This window comes from Streptomyces sp. NPDC096310 (assembly GCF_044763125.1).
Classification (GTDB): domain Bacteria; phylum Actinomycetota; class Actinomycetes; order Streptomycetales; family Streptomycetaceae; genus Streptomyces.
Genome location: NZ_JBIWFO010000029.1, coordinates 30638 through 52765, shown reverse-complemented (window position 1 = coordinate 52765; position 22128 = coordinate 30638). Strand labels below are relative to the sequence as shown.

18 protein-coding genes, 1 pseudogene and 1 riboswitch are annotated in these 22128 nt (G+C 71.5%); of the genes and pseudogenes, 5 read left to right on the top strand and 14 right to left on the bottom strand.

The window, feature by feature from the left end; all coding sequences use genetic code 11:
* Positions 1 to 65: 65 nt before the first annotated feature.
* The gene (locus ACIQ7D_RS33425; RefSeq protein WP_385007999.1) at positions 66 to 347 is read left to right on the top strand and encodes an HPr family phosphocarrier protein; all 282 of its coding nucleotides are present in this window, start codon (positions 66 to 68) and stop codon (positions 345 to 347) included.
* A gap of 151 nt (positions 348 to 498) precedes the next feature.
* On the opposite strand, the gene ACIQ7D_RS33420 is transcribed toward ACIQ7D_RS33425, so the two are convergent.
* The 4 genes from ACIQ7D_RS33420 to ACIQ7D_RS33405 all read right to left on the bottom strand — a co-directional run bounded on the left by ACIQ7D_RS33420 (position 499) and on the right by ACIQ7D_RS33405 (position 5332).
* Positions 499 to 1200 (bottom strand): GntR family transcriptional regulator, encoded by a 702-nt coding sequence (locus ACIQ7D_RS33420; protein WP_403944229.1) that lies wholly within the window; start codon positions 1198 to 1200, stop codon positions 499 to 501.
* 197 nt (positions 1201 to 1397) lie between these two features.
* Entirely contained in the window at positions 1398 to 2192 is a 795-nt protein-coding gene (locus ACIQ7D_RS33415; RefSeq protein WP_403944227.1) for a M23 family metallopeptidase, read from the bottom strand.
* Between the two features lie 12 nt (positions 2193 to 2204).
* Positions 2205 to 2381: riboswitch (cyclic di-AMP (ydaO/yuaA leader) on the bottom strand.
* A 186-nt stretch (positions 2382 to 2567) separates the two neighbouring features.
* A complete protein-coding gene (locus tag ACIQ7D_RS33410; protein ID WP_403944290.1) occupies positions 2568 to 3950 on the bottom strand; it encodes a M16 family metallopeptidase in 1383 nt (460 codons plus the stop codon).
* Between the two features lie 17 nt (positions 3951 to 3967).
* Positions 3968 to 5332: a M16 family metallopeptidase gene (locus ACIQ7D_RS33405; RefSeq protein ID WP_403944289.1), complete on the bottom strand. Its 1365-nt coding sequence runs from the start codon at positions 5330 to 5332 to the stop codon at positions 3968 to 3970.
* Between the two features lie 226 nt (positions 5333 to 5558).
* Between ACIQ7D_RS33405 and ACIQ7D_RS33400 the strand changes: the two genes are divergently transcribed.
* The gene (locus ACIQ7D_RS33400; RefSeq protein ID WP_403944225.1) at positions 5559 to 8009 is read left to right on the top strand and encodes a DNA topoisomerase (ATP-hydrolyzing) subunit A; all 2451 of its coding nucleotides are present in this window, start codon (positions 5559 to 5561) and stop codon (positions 8007 to 8009) included.
* A gap of 16 nt (positions 8010 to 8025) precedes the next feature.
* Here the strand turns inward: ACIQ7D_RS33400 and ACIQ7D_RS33395 are convergent, their stop codons facing one another.
* Positions 8026 to 9249 carry a CobW family GTP-binding protein gene (locus tag ACIQ7D_RS33395; RefSeq protein WP_403944222.1) on the bottom strand — a complete coding sequence of 408 codons (1224 nt, stop codon included), beginning with the start codon at positions 9247 to 9249 and terminating at the stop codon, positions 8026 to 8028.
* A 195-nt stretch (positions 9250 to 9444) separates the two neighbouring features.
* Here ACIQ7D_RS33395 and ACIQ7D_RS33390 point away from each other — a divergent pair, with 195 nt between their 5' ends.
* Both ACIQ7D_RS33390 and ACIQ7D_RS33385 read left to right on the top strand, forming a co-directional pair.
* The gene (locus ACIQ7D_RS33390; RefSeq protein WP_403944219.1) at positions 9445 to 11181 is read left to right on the top strand and encodes an ATP-binding protein; all 1737 of its coding nucleotides are present in this window, start codon (positions 9445 to 9447) and stop codon (positions 11179 to 11181) included.
* Positions 11178 to 11864 (top strand): response regulator, encoded by a 687-nt coding sequence (locus ACIQ7D_RS33385; protein WP_403944217.1) that lies wholly within the window; start codon positions 11178 to 11180, stop codon positions 11862 to 11864. The genes ACIQ7D_RS33390 and ACIQ7D_RS33385 overlap by 4 nt, the downstream gene beginning before the upstream one ends.
* Positions 11865 to 11965: 101 nt before the next feature.
* Here the strand turns inward: ACIQ7D_RS33385 and ACIQ7D_RS33380 are convergent.
* The 7 genes and pseudogenes from ACIQ7D_RS33380 to ACIQ7D_RS33350 all read right to left on the bottom strand — a co-directional run.
* Positions 11966 to 12766 (bottom strand): annotated as a pseudogene (locus ACIQ7D_RS33380) (cation acetate symporter); the annotation flags it as partial.
* 44 nt (positions 12767 to 12810) lie between these two features.
* Positions 12811 to 13122: a hypothetical protein gene (locus tag ACIQ7D_RS33375; RefSeq protein WP_403944215.1), complete on the bottom strand. Its 312-nt coding sequence runs from the start codon at positions 13120 to 13122 to the stop codon at positions 12811 to 12813.
* A gap of 19 nt (positions 13123 to 13141) precedes the next feature.
* Positions 13142 to 13681, bottom strand: coding sequence for a DUF485 domain-containing protein (locus tag ACIQ7D_RS33370; RefSeq protein ID WP_403944287.1), 540 nt, complete (start codon positions 13679 to 13681; stop codon positions 13142 to 13144).
* Between the two features lie 82 nt (positions 13682 to 13763).
* Positions 13764 to 14432 (bottom strand): response regulator, encoded by a 669-nt coding sequence (locus ACIQ7D_RS33365; protein WP_403944212.1) that lies wholly within the window; start codon positions 14430 to 14432, stop codon positions 13764 to 13766.
* Complete coding sequence (locus tag ACIQ7D_RS33360; RefSeq protein WP_403944211.1) at positions 14429 to 15628, bottom strand: sensor histidine kinase; 1200 nt, start codon at positions 15626 to 15628, stop codon at positions 14429 to 14431. The genes ACIQ7D_RS33365 and ACIQ7D_RS33360 overlap by 4 nt, the downstream gene beginning before the upstream one ends.
* Positions 15625 to 16227: a DUF1453 domain-containing protein gene (locus ACIQ7D_RS33355; RefSeq protein WP_403944208.1), complete on the bottom strand. Its 603-nt coding sequence runs from the start codon at positions 16225 to 16227 to the stop codon at positions 15625 to 15627. Before ACIQ7D_RS33355 ends, ACIQ7D_RS33360 begins: the two co-directional genes overlap by 4 nt.
* A gap of 153 nt (positions 16228 to 16380) precedes the next feature.
* Positions 16381 to 18504 carry a type IIA DNA topoisomerase subunit B gene (locus ACIQ7D_RS33350; protein ID WP_403944205.1) on the bottom strand — a complete coding sequence of 708 codons (2124 nt, stop codon included), beginning with the start codon at positions 18502 to 18504 and terminating at the stop codon, positions 16381 to 16383.
* A 458-nt stretch (positions 18505 to 18962) separates the two neighbouring features.
* On the opposite strand from ACIQ7D_RS33350, the gene ACIQ7D_RS33345 reads away from it, so the two are divergent.
* The gene (locus ACIQ7D_RS33345) at positions 18963 to 19193 is read left to right on the top strand and encodes a hypothetical protein (RefSeq protein WP_114662714.1); all 231 of its coding nucleotides are present in this window, start codon (positions 18963 to 18965) and stop codon (positions 19191 to 19193) included.
* A gap of 165 nt (positions 19194 to 19358) precedes the next feature.
* Here ACIQ7D_RS33345 and ACIQ7D_RS33340 read toward each other — a convergent pair whose 3' ends face one another.
* On the bottom strand, positions 19359 to 20216 hold the full coding sequence (locus tag ACIQ7D_RS33340) for a serine protease (RefSeq protein WP_403944203.1): 858 nt from the start codon (positions 20214 to 20216) through the stop codon (positions 19359 to 19361).
* A 221-nt stretch (positions 20217 to 20437) separates the two neighbouring features.
* On the bottom strand, positions 20438 to 21982 hold the full coding sequence (locus ACIQ7D_RS33335) for an RNA polymerase sigma factor (RefSeq protein ID WP_403944200.1): 1545 nt from the start codon (positions 21980 to 21982) through the stop codon (positions 20438 to 20440).
* Positions 21983 to 22128: the final 146 nt, after the last annotated feature.

The following is a 22128-nucleotide window of genomic DNA, read 5'->3' as shown; positions in this document are numbered from 1 at the left end:
GCGCCCCATGAGAGTCTGGTCCGGACATCTGTTTTGAGACTTTTTGCGACTTGAAGGGCAACACCATGGCTGAGCGCCGCGTCAATGTCGGCTGGGCCGAGGGCCTGCACGCCCGTCCCGCCTCCATCTTCGTCCGCGCCGCCACGGCCGCCGGCGTTCCCGTGACGATCGCGAAGGCCGACGGCAACCCTGTCAACGCCGCGTCGATGCTCGCGGTGCTCGGTCTGGGTGCGCAGGGCGGCGAGGAGGTCGTGCTGGTCTCCGACGCCGAGGGCGCGGACGCCGCCCTGGACCGGCTGGCCAAGCTGGTCGCCGAAGGGCTCGACGAGCTGCCCGAGACGGTCTGATCGGACCGGACTCCCCGGAGACCGGCCCGGAGAGCATTTCCACGACGGAGCCGTGGTCCACCGAATTCGGTGGACCACGGCTCCGTCTTTTCGTGCGGGCAGCAAAAAATAGGCCGCGCCAATTTCTCTTTCTTTGTATACGGCTCGATTGTTAATGCTGTGCGCTCGCAGTGTTTACGCCGTGTTGCGAAGCCCTCACCTTTTCGCGGCCGTGGCCGGGGCCGCGTCCGGGGCGGCGCAGCCGGTGCACCGGCATCGTGCGCTCCGCGTGCAGGGTGGTGAGCGCCCGCGCGCGTTCGCCGTCGCCGCGCGCCACGGCGTCCACGATCGCGCCGTGCTCCGCCCAGGACTCCACCGGGTGGCTGGGCTGCTCGACCACGTACATCCAGGCGATCTTGTGCCGGAGCTGGGTGAGCAGCGAGGTGAGCGCGGGGCTTCCGGACGCCTGGGCCAGCGTCTCGTGGAACCAGGCGCCCAGCGCGCGCAGATCCTCGCCCTGGCCCCTGCGGGCCCGCTCCTGGCCCAGTCTGACCAGTCCGCGCAGGACCTTGAGGTGGGCCTCCGTACGGCGCTGGGCGGCGCGCGCCGCGCCCAGCGGCTCCAGCAGCAGCCGTACCTCCAGCAGGTCGGCGGCCTCCTGCTCGGTCGGCTCGGCGACACAGGCGCCGACATGGCGGCGCGTGGTCACGAAGCCCTCGGACTCCAGCGTGCGCAGGGCCTCGCGCACCGGGACGCGGGAGACGCCGTAGCGCCGTGCGAGCTGCTCCTCGGTGAGCCGGCCACCCCGCTCGAACTGCCCGGAGACGATGTCGTCGCGAATAGCTGTGCATACCGAGTGCGCCGGAATGCGCATGTCCGAACCTCCGCCTTAATCCGCGCGAAACGCAGCCGATTGACGCCTGTTCCGTGACTCTATTGCAATCAACGCGAATTTCCGATGGGTGCCCGGAATCCATGGATATCTTTTGGCCGTCGGCAGGGCGGCGCGAAGGCCCCGTCGGGGAGCCGGGGCCTTCGCGGGAAGCGGTGCGCGGGTGGGGCGGCGAGCGGTCAGACCGCCACGCCGTGCGTACGGAGATAGGCGACCGGGTCCATGTCGGAGCCGTAGTCGGCGCTCGTCCTGGCCTCGAAGTGGAGGTGCGGTCCCGTGACGTTGCCGGTGGCGCCCGAGAGGCCGATCCGCTGCCCCGGGGTGACGCTCTGGCCGACGGAGACGCTGATCGAGGAGAGGTGCCCGTACTGGGTGTAGGTGCCGTCCGTCATCCGGAGGACGATGTTGTTGCCGTACGAGCCGCCCCAGCCGGCCTCGACGACGGTGCCCGCGCCGACGGCCACGACCGAGGTGCCGGACGCGGCGCGGAAGTCGACGCCCGAGTGGCTGCCGGAGGACCAGAGGGAGCCGCCGGAGTGGTAGCCGGTGGTGACGTACGAGCCGGCGACGGGGAGCTGGAAGGTGTTCAGCCGCTTGCGCTCCTCGGCGCGCGCGGCGCGCTCCCGCTCCGCGCGCAGCTCCTGCGCGCGGGCCTCCGCCTTGCGCTCCGCCTCGGCCTTCGCGGCGGCCCGCGCCCTGGCCTCGGCCTTCAGCCGCTCGGCTTTCTCGGCGGCGTGGCGCTGGGCCTGTGCCTGGTCGTCGACCGCTCCGGCGACGGCGTCGCCGATGGCGATGACCTGGGTCAGTCCGGTGTGTGCGGCGGCCTCGGTGGAGCTGTCGGCGGCGAGCGCCGGGGAGGCGAGAGAGCCGATGACGCCGGTCGCGGTCAGCGTCGCGAACCCGGCGGCGCTCGCGCCCTTGCAGGTGACGCGGTTCGGGGCGCGGTGCTTCCCGGTGGCACGGGTGAACGCCATGGAGTGGCTGGTCCTTTCCTTCCCTCTCGCCTACCGGGTTAGCTGACGGGTTCGGAGCAGGAAGGTCTCCTACGGACCCCTCCGCGCGCGGTGTGCCCGCGAAGGCCGTCCGATTCACCCCAGGGACGGTGGGTCCCCGGCTCCCGGGCAGCCTGGTAGCGGCTGACGGGGACTCGGCGATGGCTGTTCGGTGCCACGGATGCGGCGCAACGGCGAACAGCCGGACCGACGCTAAGCGGCTCGTCTTTCAATAACCAAACAGACAAGGTTTTTTGTAGCGCACACCACAGGGCAGACGAGCACGCTCCCCACCAAAGGTGGACATAAAGCAGAACCCCGGCGACCGCGGTCGCCGGGGTTCCCTCGAAAGCCGGATCAGCCTGTGACAACCGTCACTTCGCCGATTCCGAGCGCTTCGACCGGCTCCTTGATCTGCGCCGCGTCCCCGACCAGGACGGTGACGAGCCGGTCCACGGGGAAGGCGTTGACGGCGGCCGCCGTCGCCTCGACCGTGCCCGTCTCGGCCAGCCGCGCGTAGAGCCGCGCCTGGAAGTCGTCCGGGAGGTGCTGCTCGACCTGGTCGGCCAGCGTGGCCGCGACGGAGGCGGCCGTCTCGTACTTCAGCGGCGCTACCCCCACCAGGTTCTGCACGGCCACATCGCGCTCGGCGTCCGTGAGCCCCTCGGCGGCGAGGGTGCGCAGCACCGTCCAGAGGTCGTCGAGCGCGGGGCCGGTGGACGCGGTGTCAACGGAGCCGCTGATGGCGAGCATCGCGGCGCCCGTCCCCCCGTCCGGGGAGGACGGCGCGGAGGAGCGCAGGACCTGGCCGAAGGCGCGTACGCCGTAGGTGTAGCCCTTCTCCTCGCGCAGGACGCGGTCGAGCCGGGAGGTGAGCGTGCCGCCCAGGCAGTACGTGCCCAGCACCTGCGCGGGCCAGACCCGGTCGTGCCGGTCGGCGCCGATCCGGCCGATCAGGAGCTGCGTCTGGACGGCGCCGGGGCGGTCCACGATGACCACCCGTCCTGTGTCGTCGGCGGTGATGGCCGGCACGGGCCGGGGCGCGGCCGTGTCGCCCGTCCAGGCGCCGAGGGTGTCCGCGAGGATCGCGTCCAGGTCGACGCCCGCGAGGTCGCCCACGACGACCGCGGTGGCCGTGGCGGGGCGTACGTGCGCCTCGTAGAAGGCGCGGACGCCCGCGGCGTCGATGCGCTCCACGGTCTCCTCGGTGCCCTGGCGCGGCCGTGACATGCGCAGGGAGGCCGGGAACAGCTCCTTGGAGAGCTGCTTGGCGGCGCGGCGGCCCGGGTTGGCGGTCTCGTGCGGGATCTCGTCGAGCCGGTTCCGTACGAGCCGTTCGACCTCGCTGTCCGCGAAGGCGGGGGCGCGCAGCGCCTCGGCGAGCAGGCCGAGCGCCTTGAGCAGCCGGGAGACGGGGACCTCCAGGGAGACCCGCAGGCCCGGGTGGTCCGCGTGCGCGTCGAGGGTGGCGCCGCAGCGCTCCAGCTCGGCGGCGAACTCCTCGGCGCTGTGCTTGTCGGTGCCCTCGGAGAGCGCCCTCGCCATGATCGTGGCGATACCGTCGAGCCCTTCGGGCTCGGCGTCCAGCGGGGCGTCGAGATTGATCTCGACGGCCACCACCTGCTGGCCGGGGCGGTCGCAGCGCAGCACCGTCAGGCCGTTGCCGAGCGTGGAGCGCTCGGGGGCGGGGAAGGCCCAGGGCCTGGCCTCGCCGGCGGTCGGCTGCGGATGGAACTCCATGGTCACGGCAGCGTCGGTCACTGGTCCGCCCCCTCGTGCTCGTCGGTCTCGTCCTGGTCGGCGGCGTCGGCGTCTTCGGGGGTGACCGGTTCGTAGACCAGCACCGCCCGGTTGTCGGGGCGCAGCCGCGCCGCGGCGACGGCCCTGACCTCGTCCGCGGTGATGTCCAGGACGCGGTCGACGGCGGTCAGCGCGAGCTGCGGGTCGCCGAACAGCACGGCGAACCGGCACAGTTCGTCGGCACGGCCGGCGACCGTGCCCAGCCGGTCCAGCCATTCGCGTTCGAGCTGGGCCTGGGCCCGCTCCATCTCCTCGGCGGTGGGGCCCTCTGCGGCGAACCTGGCCAGCTCCTCGTCGACGGCCGTCTCGATCCCGGGGACCTCGACCCCGCCGGACGTCTTCACGTCCAGCCAGCCGAGCGAGGGGGCGCCCGCCAGCCGCAGCAGCCCGAAGCCGGCGGCGACGGCGGTGCGGTCGCGCCGTACCAGCCGGTTGTGCAGACGGGAGGACTCGCCGCCGCCGAGGACGGTGAGCGCCAGGTCGGCGGCGTCGCACTCGCGGGTGCCGTCGTGCGGCAGCCGGTAGGCGGCCATCAGCGCGCGGGCCGGGACCTCCTCGTGGACCTCCTCACGGAGCTGCTCGCCGATGGTGTCGGGGAGGGTGCCGTCGCGCGGCGGCTGCTTGCCGTCGTGCGAGGGGATGGAGCCGAAGTACTTCTCGATCCAGGCGAGGGTGCGCTCGGGGTCGATGTCGCCGACGACGGAGAGCACCGCGTTGTTCGGCGCGTAGTTCGTACGGAAGAACGCGCGGGCGTCCTCCAGGGTGGCGGCGTCCAGGTCGGCCATGGAGCCGATCGGCGTGTGGTGGTACGGGTGGCCCTCGGGGTAGGAGAGCGCGGTCAGTCGTTCGAACGCCGTACCGTATGGCACATTGTCATACCGCTGGCGGCGCTCGTTCTTGACGACGTCCCGCTGGTTCTCCATGGACTCCTCGTCGAGCGCGGCGAGCAAGGAGCCCATCCGGTCGGCTTCCAGCCAGAGCGCCAGTTCGAGCTGGTGGGTGGGCATGGTCTCGAAATAGTTGGTGCGTTCGAAGCTGGTGGTGCCGTTGAGGGAGCCGCCGGCCCCCTGCACCAGCTCGAAGTGACCGTTCCCCGACACCTGCGCCGAGCCCTGGAACATCAGGTGCTCGAAAAGGTGGGCCAGGCCGGTACGGCCCTTGACTTCGTGGCGCGAGCCGACGTCGTACCAGAGGCAGACCGCGGCGACCGGGGTCAGGTGGTCCTCGGAGAGCACCACGCGGAGGCCGTTGGCCAGGCGGTGCTCAGTCGCTGTCAGGCCGCCGGAACCGGCCTGCGCTGTGGCCGTGTGACCCATGGGCATGTACGTCCCTTCGATCGCGATATGGAGAAGTCCTGCCACTGTATGCAAGCGTGCCGACACCTGGCGAAGTTCCCCTAACAGGTCCGGGATCTGGCACCCTTCCGACACGCGCCCCTTCCTGTCCCAACGACGGGTCGAGGTCGGCGTTGTCAGTGGCGCGGTCCACAATGGTCCGCGTCAGTTCCAGAAGTTGCCGTACAGAACTTGTGAAGGAGCCGCAGCCGCGATGGCCCGCCGCAGCACCAAGACCCCGCCGCCGGAGGACTTCGAGGAGAAGATCCTCGACATCGACGTGGTCGATGAAATGCAGGGCTCCTTCCTTGAGTACGCGTACTCGGTGATCTACTCCCGGGCCCTGCCCGACGCCCGGGACGGCCTGAAGCCGGTGCACCGCCGCATCGTGTACCAGATGAACGAGATGGGCCTGCGCCCCGACCGCGGTTACGTGAAGTGCGCGCGCGTGGTCGGCGAGGTGATGGGCAAGCTCCACCCGCACGGCGACGCGTCGATCTACGACGCCATGGTCCGCATGGCGCAGCCGTTCTCGATGCGGCTGCCGCTGGTGGACGGCCATGGCAACTTCGGCTCCCTCGGCAACGACGACCCGCCGGCCGCCATGCGGTACACCGAGGCCAGGATGGCCGACGCGACGTCGCTCATGACGGAGTCCATCGACGAGGACACCGTCGATTTCGAGCCGAACTACGACGGCCAGGAGCGCGAACCGGTCACACTTCCGGCCGCGTACCCCAACCTGCTGGTCAACGGTGCCACCGGCATCGCGGTCGGCATGGCGACGAACATGCCGCCGCACAACCTGGGCGAGGTCGTGGCGGCCGCCCGCCACCTCATCAAGCACCCGGGCGCCGACCTGGAGACGCTGATGCGTTTCGTGCCCGGTCCCGACCTGCCGACCGGGGGCCGGATCGTCGGGCTGACGGGCATCAAGGACGCGTACGAGAAGGGCCGGGGCACCTTCAAGATCCGGTCCACGGCGACGGTGGAGGACGTCACCCCGCGCCGCAAGGGCATCGTCGTCACGGAACTGCCCTTCACGGTCGGCCCCGAGAAGGTCATCGCGAAGATCAAGGACCTGGTCTCCGCGAAGAAGCTCCAGGGCATCGCCGACGTCAAGGACCTCACGGACCGCTCGCACGGCCTGCGCCTGGTCATCGAGATCAAGAACGGCTTCGTGCCGGAGGCGGTGCTGGAGCAGCTCTACAAGCTGACGCCGCTGGAGGAGTCCTTCGGCATCAACAACGTGGCGCTGGTGGACGGCCAGCCGCTGACGCTGGGCTTGAAGGAACTGCTGGAGGTCTATCTGGACCACCGGTTCACGGTGGTACGCCGCCGCAGCGAGTTCCGCAGGACGAAGCGGCGCGACCGGCTGCACCTGGTCGAGGGGCTGCTCGTCGCGCTCATCGACATCGACGAGGTCATCCGGCTGATCCGGTCGAGCGACAACTCGGCACAGGCCAAGGAGCGGCTGATCGAGCACTTCTCGCTCAGCGACATCCAGACGCAGTACATCCTGGACACGCCGCTGCGCCGGCTCACCCGCTTCGACCGGATCGAGCTGGAGAGCGAGCGCGACCGCCTCAACGGTGAGATCGACGAGCTGACCGGCATCCTGGAGTCGGACGCCGAGCTGCGCAAGCTCGTCTCGACGGAACTGGCCGCGGTGGCGAAGAAGTTCGGCACACCGCGCCGCACCGTCCTGCTGGAGTCGGGCTCCGCCACGGTGGCCTCGGTGCCGCTGGAGGTCGCGGACGACCCGTGCCGTGTGCTGCTCTCCTCCACCGGGCTGCTGGCCCGTACGGCCAACGGCGAGCCGCTGGACGCGGGCGAGGGCCGGCGCGTCAAGCACGACGTGATCGTCTCGGCCGTCCCGGCGACCGCGCGCGGCGACATCGGCGCCGTGACCTCCACCGGCCGGCTGCTGCGGATCGCGGTGATCGACCTGCCGCGGCTCCCGGACACCGCCGCGACACCGAACCTGTCGGGCGGGGCGACGGTCTCGGAGTTCCTGGAGCTGGACGACGGCGAGGACCTGGTCTGTCTGACGACGCTGGACGAGTCGTCCCCGGGGCTCGCGCTGGGCACGCTCCAGGGCGTGGTCAAACGGGTCGTACCGGACTATCCGTCCAACAAGGAGGAGCTGGAGGTCATCTCCCTCAAGGAGGGCGACCGAGTGGTCGGCGGCGCCGAGCTGCGGACCGGCGAGGAGGACCTGGTCTTCATCACCTCCGACGCCCAGCTTCTGCGGTATCCGGCGGCGCAGGTACGGCCGCAGGGGCGGCCCGCGGGCGGTATGACTGGCATCAAACTGGCCGACGACGCCACGGTGATCTCGTTCACCGCGGTCGACCCGGCGGCGGACGCGGTGGTCTTCACGGTCACCGGGTCGCACGGGACGCTGGACGACTCCGTACGTACGGCGAAGCTCACCCCGTTCGACCAGTACCCGCGTAAGGGCAGGGCGACGGGCGGGGTGCGCTGCCACCGGTTCCTCAAGGGCGAGGACATGCTGGCCCTGGCCTGGGCGGGTCCGAGCCCGGCGCACGCGGCGCAGAAGAACGGCACACCGGTCGAGCTGCCGGAGCCCGATCCGCGCAGGGACGGTTCGGGTACGCCGTACGCGGCGGCGGTACACGTCCTGGCGGGGCCCGCGCACTGACGGCGACCGGAGCCGCTCAACGGCAGCCTTCGGGGGCCAGGTCCTCGGACCCGGCCCCCGAAGGGTCTCCGGGCTCCCAGGCTGCTCCGGCGTCGGACAGGTTCCCGGGGCCGGACAGCCCCCCGGCCTCCGACGGATCCCCGGGTTCCGAGGAGTCTTCGGCCTCCGAGGGGTCCGGTACGTAGCGCAGGACGCCCCACATGTCACGCTGGTCGACCCTGGCCCCGGCGGCCTCCGCCTCGGTCTCCTGGCACGCCTCCAGCTCCTTCAGCAGCGCGTCCGGGTCGATGCCGGAGCCGATCAGGACGAGTTGGGTGAGCCGCTCCGTACCCCCGCCCCAGGGCTCCGGCCGGAAGCGCAGGAAGCGGCCGACCGCGTGCACCCCGTACCGGTGGTCCGGGTCGCCCGTGCCGAAGTCCACGAAGCCCTTGATCCGGTAGAGCCCCGGGGGCCGGGAGTCCAGGAACGACATCAGCCGGCGCGGACGCATCGGGGCGGACGCGGTGAACGACAGGCTCTCGTACGCCGTGTGGAGATGCCCCTCGTGCCCGGCGCCGTGGTCCGCGTCATGGCCGGTGTGGTCCGCGTCCTCGTGCAGGTCCTCGAAGGAGAGCTGGCGTACCTTCTCCTCCTCGGCCGGCCGGACCGCGGGGTCGAAGAGCAGCTCGGGGTCGATCCGTCCGTACGACGCGGAGACCACCGGCGTCCCCGGGCCCAGCCTCTCCACGACGTCGAGGATCCGCGTGTGGTCCGCCTCCGCAACCCGGTCCGTCTTGTTCAGGACCACGAGATCCGCGAGCGCGAGATGGCGGTCGATCTCCGGATGGCGGCGGCGGGTCGCGTCGAACTCGGCGGCGTCCACCACCTCGACCAGTCCCCCGTACACCGTGTACGGGTTGTCCCCGGCGAGGATCATCCGGACCAGTTCCTGCGGCTCGGCCAGGCCGCTGGCCTCGATGACGATCAGGTCGATCCGCGCGGACGGCCGGGTCAGCCGCTCCAGATAGCCGTCGAGTTCGCTCGCGTCGACGGCGCAGCACAGACAGCCGTTGCCGAGCGAGACCGTCGAACCGACCTGCCCCGCGACCGTCATGGCGTCGATCTCGATGGCCCCGAAGTCGTTGACGACCACCGCGATCCTGTTGCCGGCGCGGCGGCGCAGCAGATGGTTGAGCAGGGTCGTCTTCCCCGATCCCAGAAAGCCCGTGAGAACGACCACCGGGATCTGCTTCCTGCTCACGCCTGGCGCCTCCGTGCCGCGTCGTCCGGTCCCGCGCACCTGCGGCGGGCCACCGGGCGGACGATCATGAAGTCCGCCGCCCGCTCCAGGATATGGGCGCGCCACCCGGCGGGCGGCCGCCCGGCCACCGGCCGCCGGCCACCCGATTCCGCCGAAATTTCGGAAAGCGCGCCGCGCCCCTTACCGTTCGTGTACATGAGTGCCGGACCGAGCACCGCAGGCGGACGACGGCGACTGGGCTGGCCACGCCGGGTCTTCTCCCAGGTGCTGCTGATGCAGCTCGCCATCGCCGCGGGCGTCACCGTGCTGGCCACCGGCCTCTTTCTGGCCCCTTTCAGCGCCGAGCTGGACGACCAGGCGATGCGCCGCGCGCTCGCGATCGCCGAGACCACCGCCTCCGTACCGGTCGCCGAGGACCTGCTGGCCACCCGGCCGGCGGCCGGCGGCCCCGTACAGGCCGAGGCCGAACGGATCAGGCGGGCCACCGGCGCCGAGTACGTGGTGATCATGGACAGGCGCGGGGTGCGCTGGTCGCACACCGACCTCGACGAGATCGGCCGGGTCGTCTCCACCGACCCCAGCGACGCCCTCGCGGGCAAGGACGTCATGGAGCTGGACAGCGGCACACTCGGCCGCTCCGCCCGGGGCAAGGTGGCGCTGCGCGACCGCCACGGCACGATCGTCGGCGCCGTCTCGGTCGGGATCGCCTACGACAGCGTCCGCGACCGGCTCCTCGCCGCGATCCCGGGGCTCCTCGCGTACGCGGGCGGCGCCCTGGCGGCCGGGGCGCTCGCCGCGTATCTGATCTCCCGGCGCCTCCAGCGCCGGACCCATGACCTGGCGTTCTCCGACATCTCGGCGCTGCTCACCGAGCGCGAGGCCATGCTGCACAGCCTGCGCGAGGGGGTCGTCGCGCTGGACGGTTCCGGCCGGATCCGGCTGATGAACGACGAGGCGCAGCGGCTGCTGGAGGTCGGTCCCGACGCGACGGGCCGCCCGCTCGGCGAGGTGCTGGGCGAGGGACGGACCACCGAGGTGCTGACCGGGCGGGTACGGGGCGAGGACCTGCTCACCGTACGGGGCAGCCGCGTCCTGGTCGCCAACCGGATGCCCACCGACGACGGGGGCGCGGTCGTCACCCTGCGCGACCGTACCGAGCTGGAGCGGCTCGGCCGGGAGCTGGACGCCACCCGCGGCCTGATCGACGCCCTGCGCGCCCAGGACCACGAGCACGCGAACCGCATGCACACCCTGCTGGGGCTGCTGGAGCTGGAGCTGCACGAGGAGGCGGTGGAGTTCGTCACCGAGGTGGTCGGGGTGCACCGGGCCACCGCCGAGCAGATCACCGAGCGGATCCACGATCCGCTCCCGGCGGCGCTGCTGGTCGGCAAGGCGACGGTCGCCGCCGAGCGCGGCGTGTCGCTGCGGCTGGCGCCCGCCACCCTGCTGCCCGACCGGCTGGTGGACCCGCAGGGGCTGGTCACGATCGTGGGCAACCTTGTCGACAACGCGCTGGACGCGGCGGTCTCTTCCACGGATCCGCGCATCGAGGTCGAGCTGCGCGCGGAGGGCCGTACCGTCGTGGCGGTGGTCTGCGACAGCGGCCCCGGTGTCCCCGAGGACCGGCGCGAGCTGGTCTTCACCGAGGGCTGGTCGACCAAGCAGCCACCGGCCCACGGCAGGCGCGGGCTCGGCCTCGCCCTGGTCCGCCGGCTCGCGGAGCGGCAGGGCGGCAGCGCGCGGGTGGAGGCGGCGGCGGACGGCGGCGCCCGGTTCACGGTCGTCCTCCCTGAGGCGCTGACCGAGGCGGGGCGGGAAGGGGCTGCCGGACAGGGGGACCCCCCGGGACCCGAGGGGTCCGGCGGGTCACCGGGACCCGATTCCCCGGCCGGTACGTCACAGGAGCAGACGACGGCAGGGGAGAGACGATGAGCGGTGTACTGGATGTACTGGTCGTGGACGACGACGTCCGCGTCGCGCGCATCAACACGGCCTATGTGGCGAAGGTGGCCGGCTTCCGTGTCGTCGCGCAGGCCCACTCCGCCGCCGAGGCGCTGGCCCGTATCTCCGAGCACTCCGTCGATCTGATCCTGCTCGACCACTACCTGCCGGACGAGAACGGTCTCGCGGTCGTCCGTGAGCTGCGGCGGCTCGGCCACCAGACCGATGTGATCATGGTGACGGCCGCGCGCGACGTGGCCACCGTCCAGTCGGCGATGCGTCACGGCGCACTTCAGTACCTGGTCAAACCGTTCAATTTCGCCGGGCTGCGGGCCAAGCTGGAGGCGTACGCGACGCTCCGCCGCACGGTGGAGAGCGGCGGGGAGGCGGAGCAGTCGGAGGTGGACCGGATGTTCGGGGCGCTCTCCGCGGCGACCGCCCCCGCGCTCCCCAAGGGCCACTCCCCCACCACCGCCGAGCTGATCCGCCAGGTGCTCATGAAGGCCGAGGGGCCGCTCTCGGCGCAGGAGATCGCGGAGCACGCGGGGATGAGCCGGCAGACGGCGCAGCGCTATCTGAAGCTGCTGGAGCGGTCGGGGCGGGTACGGCTGACGCTGCGGTACGGCGAGACCGGGCGCCCGGAGCACCGCTACGCGTGGGCGGCGAGCGTCTGACGCGGTGAGCGTCCTCCGTACGGGGCCGGCCCGCCCCGTACGGAGGACGTGCGGCACGTCGTACGGACGCCGCGCGGTCGTACGCCCGCGCGGCGGGTCCGTCAGACCGCTCCCGCGCCGGTCAGCGGACCTGACCTCGGCCTCCGCGTGGCGGGCCGCGTCCGGCGGCTCGGTGGAGGTGACCGTACCGATCCATCCGGCGAGGAAGCCCAGCGGGATCGAGACCAGCCCCGGGTTCTCCAGCGGGAAGACCTGGCAGTCGGCCCCCGGGAAGACGGCCGCAGGGGTCCCCGGCACCACCGGGGAGAGCGCCACCGGCAGGAGCGCCGGGATCAGCCCGCCGTAGACGGACCAGACGGCGCCGCGCGTGGTGAAGTTCCGCAGAACAGCGAGTAGAGCAGCACCGGCAGATCGGCGGACGCGGCGACGGCGGGCCCCACCAGGAAGGCGACGTTCAGCTCCGGCGCGAGGAGGCTGAGCGCGATGGCGACGGCGCCGGTGCCCGCCGCGGCGACCCGGGCCAACGCGACCTCGCCGCGCGGTGTGGCGCCCGGGCGGCGGCGCCGCAGCGAGGCGTACAGGTCGGTCGGCACGGTGTAGAAGCGGGACAGGATGTGCGGCAGCCCGGCCGTACCGAGGACCAGGGCGAGCCCCAGGCTGATGAAGTCGAGCCGCGCATCCCGTCCGCGGCGATCCGGACGGGCCGTTCCGCCATCCGGGAGGCGACGACGTCGGCGAGGGTGAACCGGCCGCGGTTACGGACGAGTTCCGCGACCAGGAGGAGGACGACGAGTCAGGCGGACGAGGAAGCCGACCGAGTAGAGCATGCCGTCGTGGCCGAAGAGTGCTATGAGACCCGAGATACCGAAGAAGGAGGCGGCGGACATGTAGTCGCCTGCCAGGGTCTTTCGTTTGGGTCTGGCTGGATCAGGGAGCGCCCGCCGCGTCAGCGGCTGATGTGGCCCGTTGGTGCCGTGGATCGCAAGGCGCAGGAGGGAAGCGACGCGGGAGCATCGGTTCCCCCGACATCACCGACAACGCCGCGAATGTGCGTGCATGACGCCTCCCCGCAGACGGGACTCCGGAATGACTCGTCCAGGGCGAAGCCGTTCTCCATGGGCGAGAAGAGCCGGCCGCCGGCGTAGAACTCCTCGGCGGTGCCGTGGCGGTGGCGGCTCACCCAGGTGGTGATGGTGAGGGTGACCGCGACGAACGCGCTGAACAGCAGAAGTGCCAGGGTGTGGTGGTCGCCGCTCATCGCCCGCCCCTGCCGCTCTTCAAGGACGCTCCGGACGTCTCGCCGCGCTCGGCCTTCCCCGCGCGCTCCCGTCGAGGACCGCCCAGCGCACTTCGAGCGCCGCGCGGTCCCGGTGCAGCCGGGCGTGGCAGGCGTACGCCCAGGTCAGCAGGAAGGTGGAGAGGAACTGTCCGAGCCCGGCGGCCATCGCCACGTTCACCGCGCCCACCACCGGCCGGGCCATCAGCCCCGGCGCCGCGGTCGCCGCGACGACGTACGCGACGTACCAGACGAAGAAGGCGAGCGAGGCCGGGACGACGAACCTCCGGTACCTGGCGCGGGCTTCCTGGAAGGCGGCGCCGCGCTGGACCTCCCGGTAGATGTCGGCGGCGGCCCGGCCCCCTACCGCCGCGTCGTCCGCCCGGCCGGGGCGGGGCCGGGACCCGGGGGCCGCGGCCGCTCCCGTACCGTCCGGATCGCCCCGGTCCGAGGCCGGCGCGTCGTACCACGGGTCGTCGGGCCGCACCGCTGCGGCCTCACGCCCCTTCCTGCTTCTCCACCGGTCAACTCTCCTTGTCAGCGAACCGTTTCGGCGCGCGTAGCAAGGAAGGATGGTCGGCCCGTGGGGGCGGGCTGCCGGTCTCTCCGCCGACTTCACCCCATCAGGTGATGTTCGTCCCGGGTGGCGGGATGAATCCGCGCTGATAGGCATAGCGGACGGCCTGGGCGCGGTCCCGCACTCCGGTCTTGGCGAAGAGGTTGTTGATGTGGGTCTTCACCGTGGCCGCCCCGATGTGCAGACGCTCGGCGATCTCCTTGTTGGAGAGGCCCTCGGCGACCAGGGTGAGCACCTCGGCCTCCCGCGCCGTCACCCCGTCGGGCAGCTCGGCGGGGACGGGCGCGGCGGGCGGCGCCGTGACATGCTCCAGCAGCCTGCGCTGCACGGCGGGAGCCAGCCCCGCCTGGCCCGACAGCACGTCCGCGACGGCCTTGACGATCTCCTCGCCCCCCGCGTCCTTGGTGAGGTAGCCGCGCGCGCCGGCCTGGAGCGCGGCGAACAGCGAGTCGTCGTCCGCGTACGTGGTGAGCACGACGACCTGGGTTCCCGGGTGCTCGGTGCGGATCCGGCGGGTGGCCTCCACGCCGTCGCAGCGCGGCATCCGCAGATCCATCAGGACCACGTCGGGGGCGAGTTCGGCGACCAGGGCCACGGCCTCCTCGCCGTCCCGCGCGGCGCCGACGACCTCGATGTCCGGCAGCAGCCCGAGCAGCATCACGATGCCCTCGCGCACCACGGACTGGTCGTCGGCCACGATCACCCGGGCCGTCATGCGGGCACTCGCAGTCGCACGCTGAAGCCTTTCCCCTCGGAGCGGCCGGACCCCGGCCCGTCGCCGGGACCGGCCTCCAGGGTGCCGCCGAGCAGTTCGGCGCGCTCCCGCATCCCCAGCAGACCGTACCCGGAGCCGGATGCCGTCAGACCGCTCGGGGCCGCTTCCGGGCCCCGGCCACCGGAGTTCCGTACGTCCAGGGTCACGTCGTCCGCCCCGTACGTCAGCAGGATCCGCACCCGCGCGCCGGGCGCGTGCTTGCGTACGTTGGTCAGCGCCTCCTGGACGACGCGGCGCACCGTCTGGGACGCCTCGGCGCGCAGCGGCCTCGGCTCCCCCGCCACCTCGACCTCGGCGCCGTCCAGCGCGGCCAGCTCGCACAGGTACTCCCCGAGGGGCGCCAGATCGCCGCGGAGTGCGGAGAGCGCCTGCCGGGTCTCGGCCAGGCCCTCACGCGCCATGGAGCGCGCGGCGACGACCCGCTCAAGGATCTGGTCGCGGAACGGCCCCGGCGGCTCCTGCTCGATCCGCAGCCGCGCCGCCTCCAGGTGGACGAGTTGCGCGGAGAGGCTGTGTGCCAGGACGTCGTGGATGTCCCGGGCGATCCTGGCCCGCTCCGCGAGGGCGGCGGACTCGGCCTCCGCGACGCGGGCGGCGCGCTCCTGTGCGAGCAGCCGCTGCGCGGTGCCGCGGGCCTCCGCGTCGAGCCGCAGGGCGTAGCCGCCGAGCACCACGCCGATGGTGGTGAGCACGAGGTTGAGCCAGGAGCCGTGCTGGACGACCGCGTATCCGCCGAGCGTGGCGATCGTGGCGGGCAGGGCGGCGGCGAGCGGCAGCCGCTGCATGCCGATGACGGCGCAGACGCACCAGAACACGGTGGCCGCGACGACGAACCCGGCGCGCTGCGCGGCCAGCGCCCCGCCCATCAGCACCACCAGCAGCCCGACGGAGGGCCACAGGTCGTGGCGCAGGGTGGTGCGGTAGAAGGCCCAGCCGCAGAAGGCGACGGCGCCGAGCACGGCGACGGCCGCGACCACGCCCCAGCCGCCGACATGGCACCCGCTGAAGGTGGACCACAGGAGCGCGGCCAGCACCACAAGGCGTACCGCACGCGCCAGCCACCGGCGCGCATCGGTCAGGCCCTCGCGGGTGAGCGCCTCCCGTGAGGGCCATTTCGTCCAGGCGTCGGTCGTCACACGCGGTCCTTCCACGGCGCGGGGGCCCCGCCGCCACCGTACGACGCGCCCCGGTCGTCCGACACGCCGTCCGCCGGGGCGCCGTCGTGCCCGGGCCCCCGCCCGTCGTCCCCCTGTCCGGGCCCCTGTCCGGCCGGTACGGCGGCGGTACGGGCCCGCCGGGCCAGGACGACCCCGCGGACCAGCACGGACGAGGCGAGCGCGAGTATGAGCGCGCCGCTGCCCTGGTGGATCCCCAGCAGGGCGCCGACGCCCATCAGCCCGAGGCGTACGGCGATCCCGGCGACCCAGACGAGGAGGGTGGCCCGGGTGCCCTTCGACCAGACGGTGCCGTCCTGGCCGGCCCAGAGCCGGCTCGTCCGGGCCCAGCCGACGCCCATCGCCACACCCACCACCAGTTCGGCGCCGAGCAGTACCAGGGACAGCGCCCGGTCGTCCGCGTCCAGCGGTCCGGGCTGGCGCAGGGCGAGGAGGACGAGTACGGCGGGGACCAAGAACACGCCGCGCCCGCCGGTGGCGACCCGCCGGGGCCTGGCCTGGCGCGCCACCACCAGGGCGACCACGGCGGCGATCAGCAGCACATCGATCAGCGACGACATCGGGGACCTCCGGGGACGAAGAAGTTCAACGCCTTCGACGTTACGGAGAAAGCCCAGGTCACAGCATCGGCTCGGGGGTTGATCGCGGGTGGAGGAACGGCCTCCGCCCGTGGGTGGAGGCCGTGTCCCGCGAACCGCCCGGAGCGGTGGTGGTCAGGCGTCGATGCGCGAGCGGTCCAGGGTCGCCGCGGAGCTGGTGATGAACTCCTTGCGGGGCGCCACCTCGTTGCCCATCAACAGGTCGAAGATCTGCTCGGACGACTCCAGGTCGCCGATGTTGATGCGCCGCAGGGTGCGGTGGCGCGGGTCCATCGTCGTCTCCGCGAGCTGGTCGGCGTCCATCTCTCCGAGGCCCTTGTAGCGCTGGATGGAGTCCTTGAACCGGATGTTCTTGCGCTGGTACTCCAGCAGCGTCTGGCGCAGCTCGTTGTCCGAGTACGTGTACACGTACTTGTCCTGGCCCTTCTTGGGCTGGACCAGCTCGATCCGGTGCAGCGGCGGTACGGCGGCGTAGACGCGGCCCGCCTCCACCATCGGCCGCATGTACCGCTGGAAGAGCGTGAGCAGCAGGATGCGGATATGGGCGCCGTCGACATCGGCGTCGACAAGGAGCACGATCTTGCCGTAGCGGGCGGCGTCGATGTCGAAGGTCCGGCCCGAGCCCGCCCCTATGACCTGGATGATCGCCCCGCACTCGGCGTTCTTGAGCATGTCCGTGACCGAGGCCTTCTGGACATTGAGGATCTTGCCGCGGATCGGCAGCAGCGCCTGGAACTCACTGTTCCTGGCGAGCTTCGCCGTACCGAGCGCGGAGTCCCCCTCCACGATGAACAACTCGCTGCGGTCCACGTCGTCGCTGCGGCAGTCGGCGAGCTTGGCCGGCAGCGAGGAGGACTCCAGCGCCGTCTTCCTGCGCTGCGCGTCCTTGTGCTGGCGGGCCGCGATCCGGGTGCGGGCGGCGGCGACCGCCTTCTCCAGTACGGCGCGGGCCTGCGCCTTCGCGTCGCGCTTCGTCGAGGTCAGGAACTCCTTGAGCTCCTTGGCGATGACGTTGGCGACGATCCGGTTGGCCGCGGAGGTGCCCAGGACCTCCTTGGTCTGACCCTCGAACTGCGGCTCGGCGAGCCGCACCGTGACCACGGCGGTGAGGCCTTCCAGGGCGTCGTCCTTGACGATGTCGTCCTCGGCGACGCGCAGCATCTTCGCGGAGCGCAGCACCTCGTTGACCGTCCTGGTCAGGGAGCGCTCGAATCCGCTCACATGGGTGCCGCCCTTGGGGGTGGCGATGATGTTGACGAAGGACCTGACCGTGGTGTCGTACCCGGTGCCCCAGCGCAGGGCGACATCGACGCCCAGCTCGCGGGTGACCTCGGTGGGGGTCATGTGGCCCCGGTCGTCCAGGACCGGCACGGTCTCCTTGAAGGTGCCCTGGCCGGTGAGGCGCAGTACGTCGCAGACGGCTTTGTCCTGCGCCAGGTACTCGCAGAACTCGCTGATGCCGCCGTCGAAGCGGAAGGTGTCCTCGACCGGGCCGCCCGCGCCCTCGTCGATGCCCCGCTCGTCCCGGACGACGATGGTCAGCCCGGGGACCAGGAAGGCTGTCTGGCGGGCGCGCTGGTGCAGCGTCTCCAGGGAGAGCTTGGCGTCCTTGAGGAAGATCTGCCGGTCGGCCCAGTAGCGCACGCGGGTGCCGGTACGGGTCTTGGGCACCCGCTTCGCCTTGCGCAGCCCGTTCGCGGGGTCGAAGGGGCTGTCGGGGCCCTGCTCGGTGAACATTCCGGGGACACCGCGCCGGAAGCTGATCGCGTGGGTGGAGCTGTTGCGGTCCACCTCGACGTCGAGACGGGCGGAGAGCGCGTTGACGACGGAGGCGCCCACGCCGTGCAGCCCGCCCGAGGCGGCGTACGAGCCACCGCCGAACTTTCCGCCCGCGTGCAGCTTGGTCATCACGACCTCGACGCCGGAGAGCCCCGTCTTGGGCTCGACGTCGACGGGGATGCCCCGGCCGTTGTCCTTGACCTCGACCGAGCCGTCCTCGTGGAGGATCACGTCGATGTGGTCGCAGTACCCGCCCAGGGCCTCGTCGACGGAGTTGTCGATGATTTCCCAGAGGCAGTGCATGAGGCCGCGGCTGTCGGTCGACCCGATGTACATCCCGGGGCGCTTGCGGACCGCTTCGAGTCCTTCAAGGACGAGCAGGTGCCGCGCGGTGTAGTTGGAACCGTCACGGTCTGCTGTCAGCAGCGCTGTGGACGGCACGGACGTATCGGCGGTCACGCGGGTTCGCTCCTCGCTGAATTTGAGATGTGGCCCCGTGGGGTAAAGGCCCGGCGTCTGTCACCGGTCAGAGGGTACAGAGGCCTGGTAGAGCCGTTGTCACGCCACCCTCGCGAATTCTTATGCTAGTCCAAGGTCGCATACGTGTTCGATCCTTCGATGGAGTGAAGCACACATCACGTTCCCTTCCAGGCATGAACCATTTAGGCTCCGGGCACGTCCTCATCAACAACCGGCAAGCCGGCCGGCGCAGGACGCACCTCCTGACCACTATCTGCAAGCAACGCGAAACCCGTAGTGCGAAGCCCAGCTATGCAATACGGCTCATTCGCCGCCAACCGCCAGCAGCCAGCCACGACGGAAGAAATTTTCGAGGAAAAGCCGCGAGCGGGAACGTTTTCGGCCTGGTTGGATGTTGACCCTGGTACGACAGCTCGTCGAGCTAGAGAAGAGGCGACGTGACTACTGTTCTGACCCCCGCGAGCCCCCTGACGGCGGCTGACCGCTGCGACCGGTGCGGCGCCCAGGCCTATCTGCGCGTCCTCCTGTCGAGCGGTGGTGAACTGCTCTTCTGCGCCCACCACGGACGCAAGTTCGAGCCGGAACTCAAGAAGATCGCCGCGGAAATACAGGATGAGACCGACCGACTGACGGCCGTCCCGGCCGGCGGTGGTGAAGAGGAACGCTGACACCTCGCATCCACACGACGAGCCAAGGGCCGGCCCGCTGACCGGCCGACGGGCGGCCACCCCGCGACAGCGCGGGGTGGCCGCCCGTTCTCGTGGCCTCCGTGCTCCGGGCCCGGAGGCGGCTGCCCCCGGGCCGGGACGCCCTGTACGGCCGGTCAGGGGTCCTCAGGAGCTCCTTCGGGTCCCCAGCGCGTCGGCGACCGGGTCCACGGCCGTGGAGACCCGGGTGTAGACCCCCGGGTTGCCCGCCCGTCCGCAGCCGCTGCCCCAGGAGACCAGCCCGATGAGCCGCCCCTCCGCCACCAGTGGCCCGCCGCTGTCGCCCTGGCAGGCGTCGTGCCCACCCGAGGGGTCGCCCGCGCAGAGCATCGTGGTGGCGTCGTAACGGCTTCCCTGGGCCCCTGAGCCGCCCGGGTAGGCCCGCGCGCACTCCGCGTCCCGGAGGACCGTGACAGGCGCCGAGCGCAGCGCCTCCGCGTACGCACCGCCGCCCGTGGTGTCGCCCCATCCGTAGACCGCGGCGTCCGTGCCGGGCGCGGTGGCGGAGTCGTCCGGGTCCGCCGGCCGGATCGCGTACCCCGCGGGCAGCGCCCGCGAGAGGGTCAGCACCGCGAGGTCCGCCGCGTTCGTCCCCGGGTCGTACGCCGGGTCGACCAGGACGGAGCGTACGGGCACCTCACGCCCGCCCTTGCCGCGCAGCCGCTCACGCCCGGCGATGACCCGCAGGTCGCTCACGGACTCCGGAGCCGCGCCGAGGACGTCCCGGCCCATGCAGTGGGCGGCGGTCAGCACTTTCGTCGGCGCCACCACCACACCTCCGCAGAACTGGCCCGCCCGCGTCCCCCCGAAACGGTCCCGGCTGGACAGGGCGACGACCCACGGGCTGTCCTCCGCCCGGACCGGCTGCCCTCCGATGATCACACTGTCGGCGGTGGCGGAAGCGGGCGTGCCGAGCGGCAGCAGGGCCCCCGCGGCGATCACGGCCAGACCTCCGGTCAACACGCGGGCAAGGGAACGGCGCATACAAGCTCCTGACTCTCGGTGGACAGTGATCTACCCAGCGTCAGTCACCCGGACGGGTCTCGCACCCCCGCGCACAGCGTGAAGACCCGGCTGCCTGGTGGCATCCGGGTCTCCCGCCGTGCTTCGCGCGCCCTCTGGCGCGCCGTGGACCGGTCCGGGTAAGGGACCCCCGGTCCGCCGCGCTGTCGACCGGGTAAGGAACCGGCCCACCGCGCCTTCGACTAGTCCAGGTAGTCGCGCAGGACCTGCGACCGGGACGGGTGGCGCAGCTTCGACATCGTCTTGGACTCGATCTGGCGGATGCGCTCGCGCGTCACCCCGTAGACCTTGCCGATCTCGTCCAGCGTCTTGGGCTGGCCGTCGGTGAGACCGAAGCGCATCGAGACCACGCCCGCCTCCCGCTCGGAGAGCGTGTCGAGCACCGAGTGGAGCTGCTCCTGGAGAAGGGTGAAGCTCACGGCGTCGGCCGGGACGACCGCCTCGGAGTCCTCGATGAGGTCACCGAACTCACTGTCACCGTCCTCGCCGAGCGGGGTGTGCAGGGAGATCGGCTCACGGCCGTACTTCTGGACCTCGATGACCTTCTCGGGGGTCATGTCGAGTTCCTTGGCCAGCTCCTCCGGGGTGGGCTCGCGGCCCAGGTCCTGGAGCATCTGGCGCTGCACGCGCGCGAGCTTGTTGATGACCTCGACCATGTGCACCGGGATACGGATGGTGCGGGCCTGGTCGGCCATGGCGCGGGTGATCGCCTGCCGGATCCACCAGGTGGCGTACGTGGAGAACTTGTAGCCCTTGGTGTAGTCGAACTTCTCGACCGCGCGGATCAGACCGAGGTTGCCCTCCTGGATCAGGTCCAGGAAGAGCATGCCGCGGCCGGTGTAGCGCTTGGCCAGCGAGACGACCAGACGGAGGTTGGCCTCCAGCAGGTGGTTCTTGGCGCGGCGGCCGTCCTCGGCGATGATCTCCAGTTCGCGCTTGAGCTTGGGCGCGAGCTTGTCGGAGTTGGCCAGCTTGTCCTCGGCGAAGAGACCGGCCTCGATGCGCTTGGCCAGCTCGACCTCCTGCTCCGCGTTGAGGAGCGGGACCTTGCCGATCTGCTTCAGATAGTCCTTGACGGGGTCGGCGGTGGCACCGGCGACGGCGACCTGCTGCGCGGGCGCGTCGTCCTCGTCGTCGTCGGAGAGGACGAAGCCCTTGTTCTCGCCCTCGGTCTCCTCCTCCTCGCCTTTTCCTGCCTGGATCTCCTCGGTCGGCTCGTCGCCGTCGACGATCTCGTCGGAGTCCTTCTTGCCCGTGGTCTTCTTCGCCGTCGTCTTCTTGGCGGCGGTCTTCTTGACGGTCGCCTTCTTCGCGACCGTCTTCTTGGCCGCCGCCTTCTTGGCGGGTGCGACGGAGTCGTCGGCGGCGGCGACGCTCTCCGCCGTCGGGGCGGCGGTGGCCGCGACGGTCCTGGTCACGGTCGTCTTGGCCGTGACGGTCTTGGTGGCGGTGCGCTTGACCGGGCTCTTCGCTGCGACGCTCTTGCGGGTGCGCTTGGGCGACTCCGCGGCACTGACCATCAGCGTCACACCCTCTTCCTCGAGGATCTGGTTGAGGCTGCGCAGAACATTCTTCCACTGGGTTGGCGGAATCTGGTCGGCCTCGAAGGCGCGACGCACGTCATCGCCGGCGATCTGCCCATCAGCCTTTCCCCGCTCGATGAGCGCCATCACAGACTCGGACTCGGCGATCTCCGGCGGGAGCGTACGGGATGTGCTGGCCGACACGAACAACCTCTCGGAACGATGGAAACGGCTTCCGGCCCCGCCCATGATCGGGCCGGAGCCGACGACCGTCGGCTGGGGATGTCGCCGACGACGCGGGCTGGACCTCGGAGCTGAATACAGCGCCACACGCGGCGCTCGCATTCCCT

Bases quoted from the DNA above. Each gene is read 5' to 3' on its own strand.
- ACIQ7D_RS33385 (WP_403944217.1), top strand. From the start codon at position 11,178: ATGAGCGGTGTACTGGATGTACTGGTCGTGGACGACGACGTCCGCGTC.
- ACIQ7D_RS33365 (WP_403944212.1), bottom strand. From the start codon at position 14,432: ATGACGGCCCGGGTGATCGTGGCCGACGACCAGTCCGTGGTGCGCGAG.
- ACIQ7D_RS33405 (WP_403944289.1), bottom strand. From the start codon at position 5,332: ATGCCCATGGGTCACACGGCCACAGCGCAGGCCGGTTCCGGCGGCCTG.
- ACIQ7D_RS33415 (WP_403944227.1), bottom strand. From the start codon at position 2,192: ATGGCGTTCACCCGTGCCACCGGGAAGCACCGCGCCCCGAACCGCGTC.
- ACIQ7D_RS33355 (WP_403944208.1), bottom strand. From the start codon at position 16,227: ATGTCGTCGCTGATCGATGTGCTGCTGATCGCCGCCGTGGTCGCCCTG.
- ACIQ7D_RS33410 (WP_403944290.1), bottom strand. From the start codon at position 3,950: ATGGAGTTCCATCCGCAGCCGACCGCCGGCGAGGCCAGGCCCTGGGCC.
- ACIQ7D_RS33390 (WP_403944219.1), top strand. From the start codon at position 9,445: ATGAGTGCCGGACCGAGCACCGCAGGCGGACGACGGCGACTGGGCTGG.
- ACIQ7D_RS33425 (WP_385007999.1), top strand. From the start codon at position 66: ATGGCTGAGCGCCGCGTCAATGTCGGCTGGGCCGAGGGCCTGCACGCC.
- ACIQ7D_RS33420 (WP_403944229.1), bottom strand. From the start codon at position 1,200: ATGCGCATTCCGGCGCACTCGGTATGCACAGCTATTCGCGACGACATC.
- ACIQ7D_RS33400 (WP_403944225.1), top strand. From the start codon at position 5,559: ATGGCCCGCCGCAGCACCAAGACCCCGCCGCCGGAGGACTTCGAGGAG.
- ACIQ7D_RS33375 (WP_403944215.1), bottom strand. From the start codon at position 13,122: ATGAGCGGCGACCACCACACCCTGGCACTTCTGCTGTTCAGCGCGTTC.
- ACIQ7D_RS33340 (WP_403944203.1), bottom strand. From the start codon at position 20,216: ATGCGCCGTTCCCTTGCCCGCGTGTTGACCGGAGGTCTGGCCGTGATC.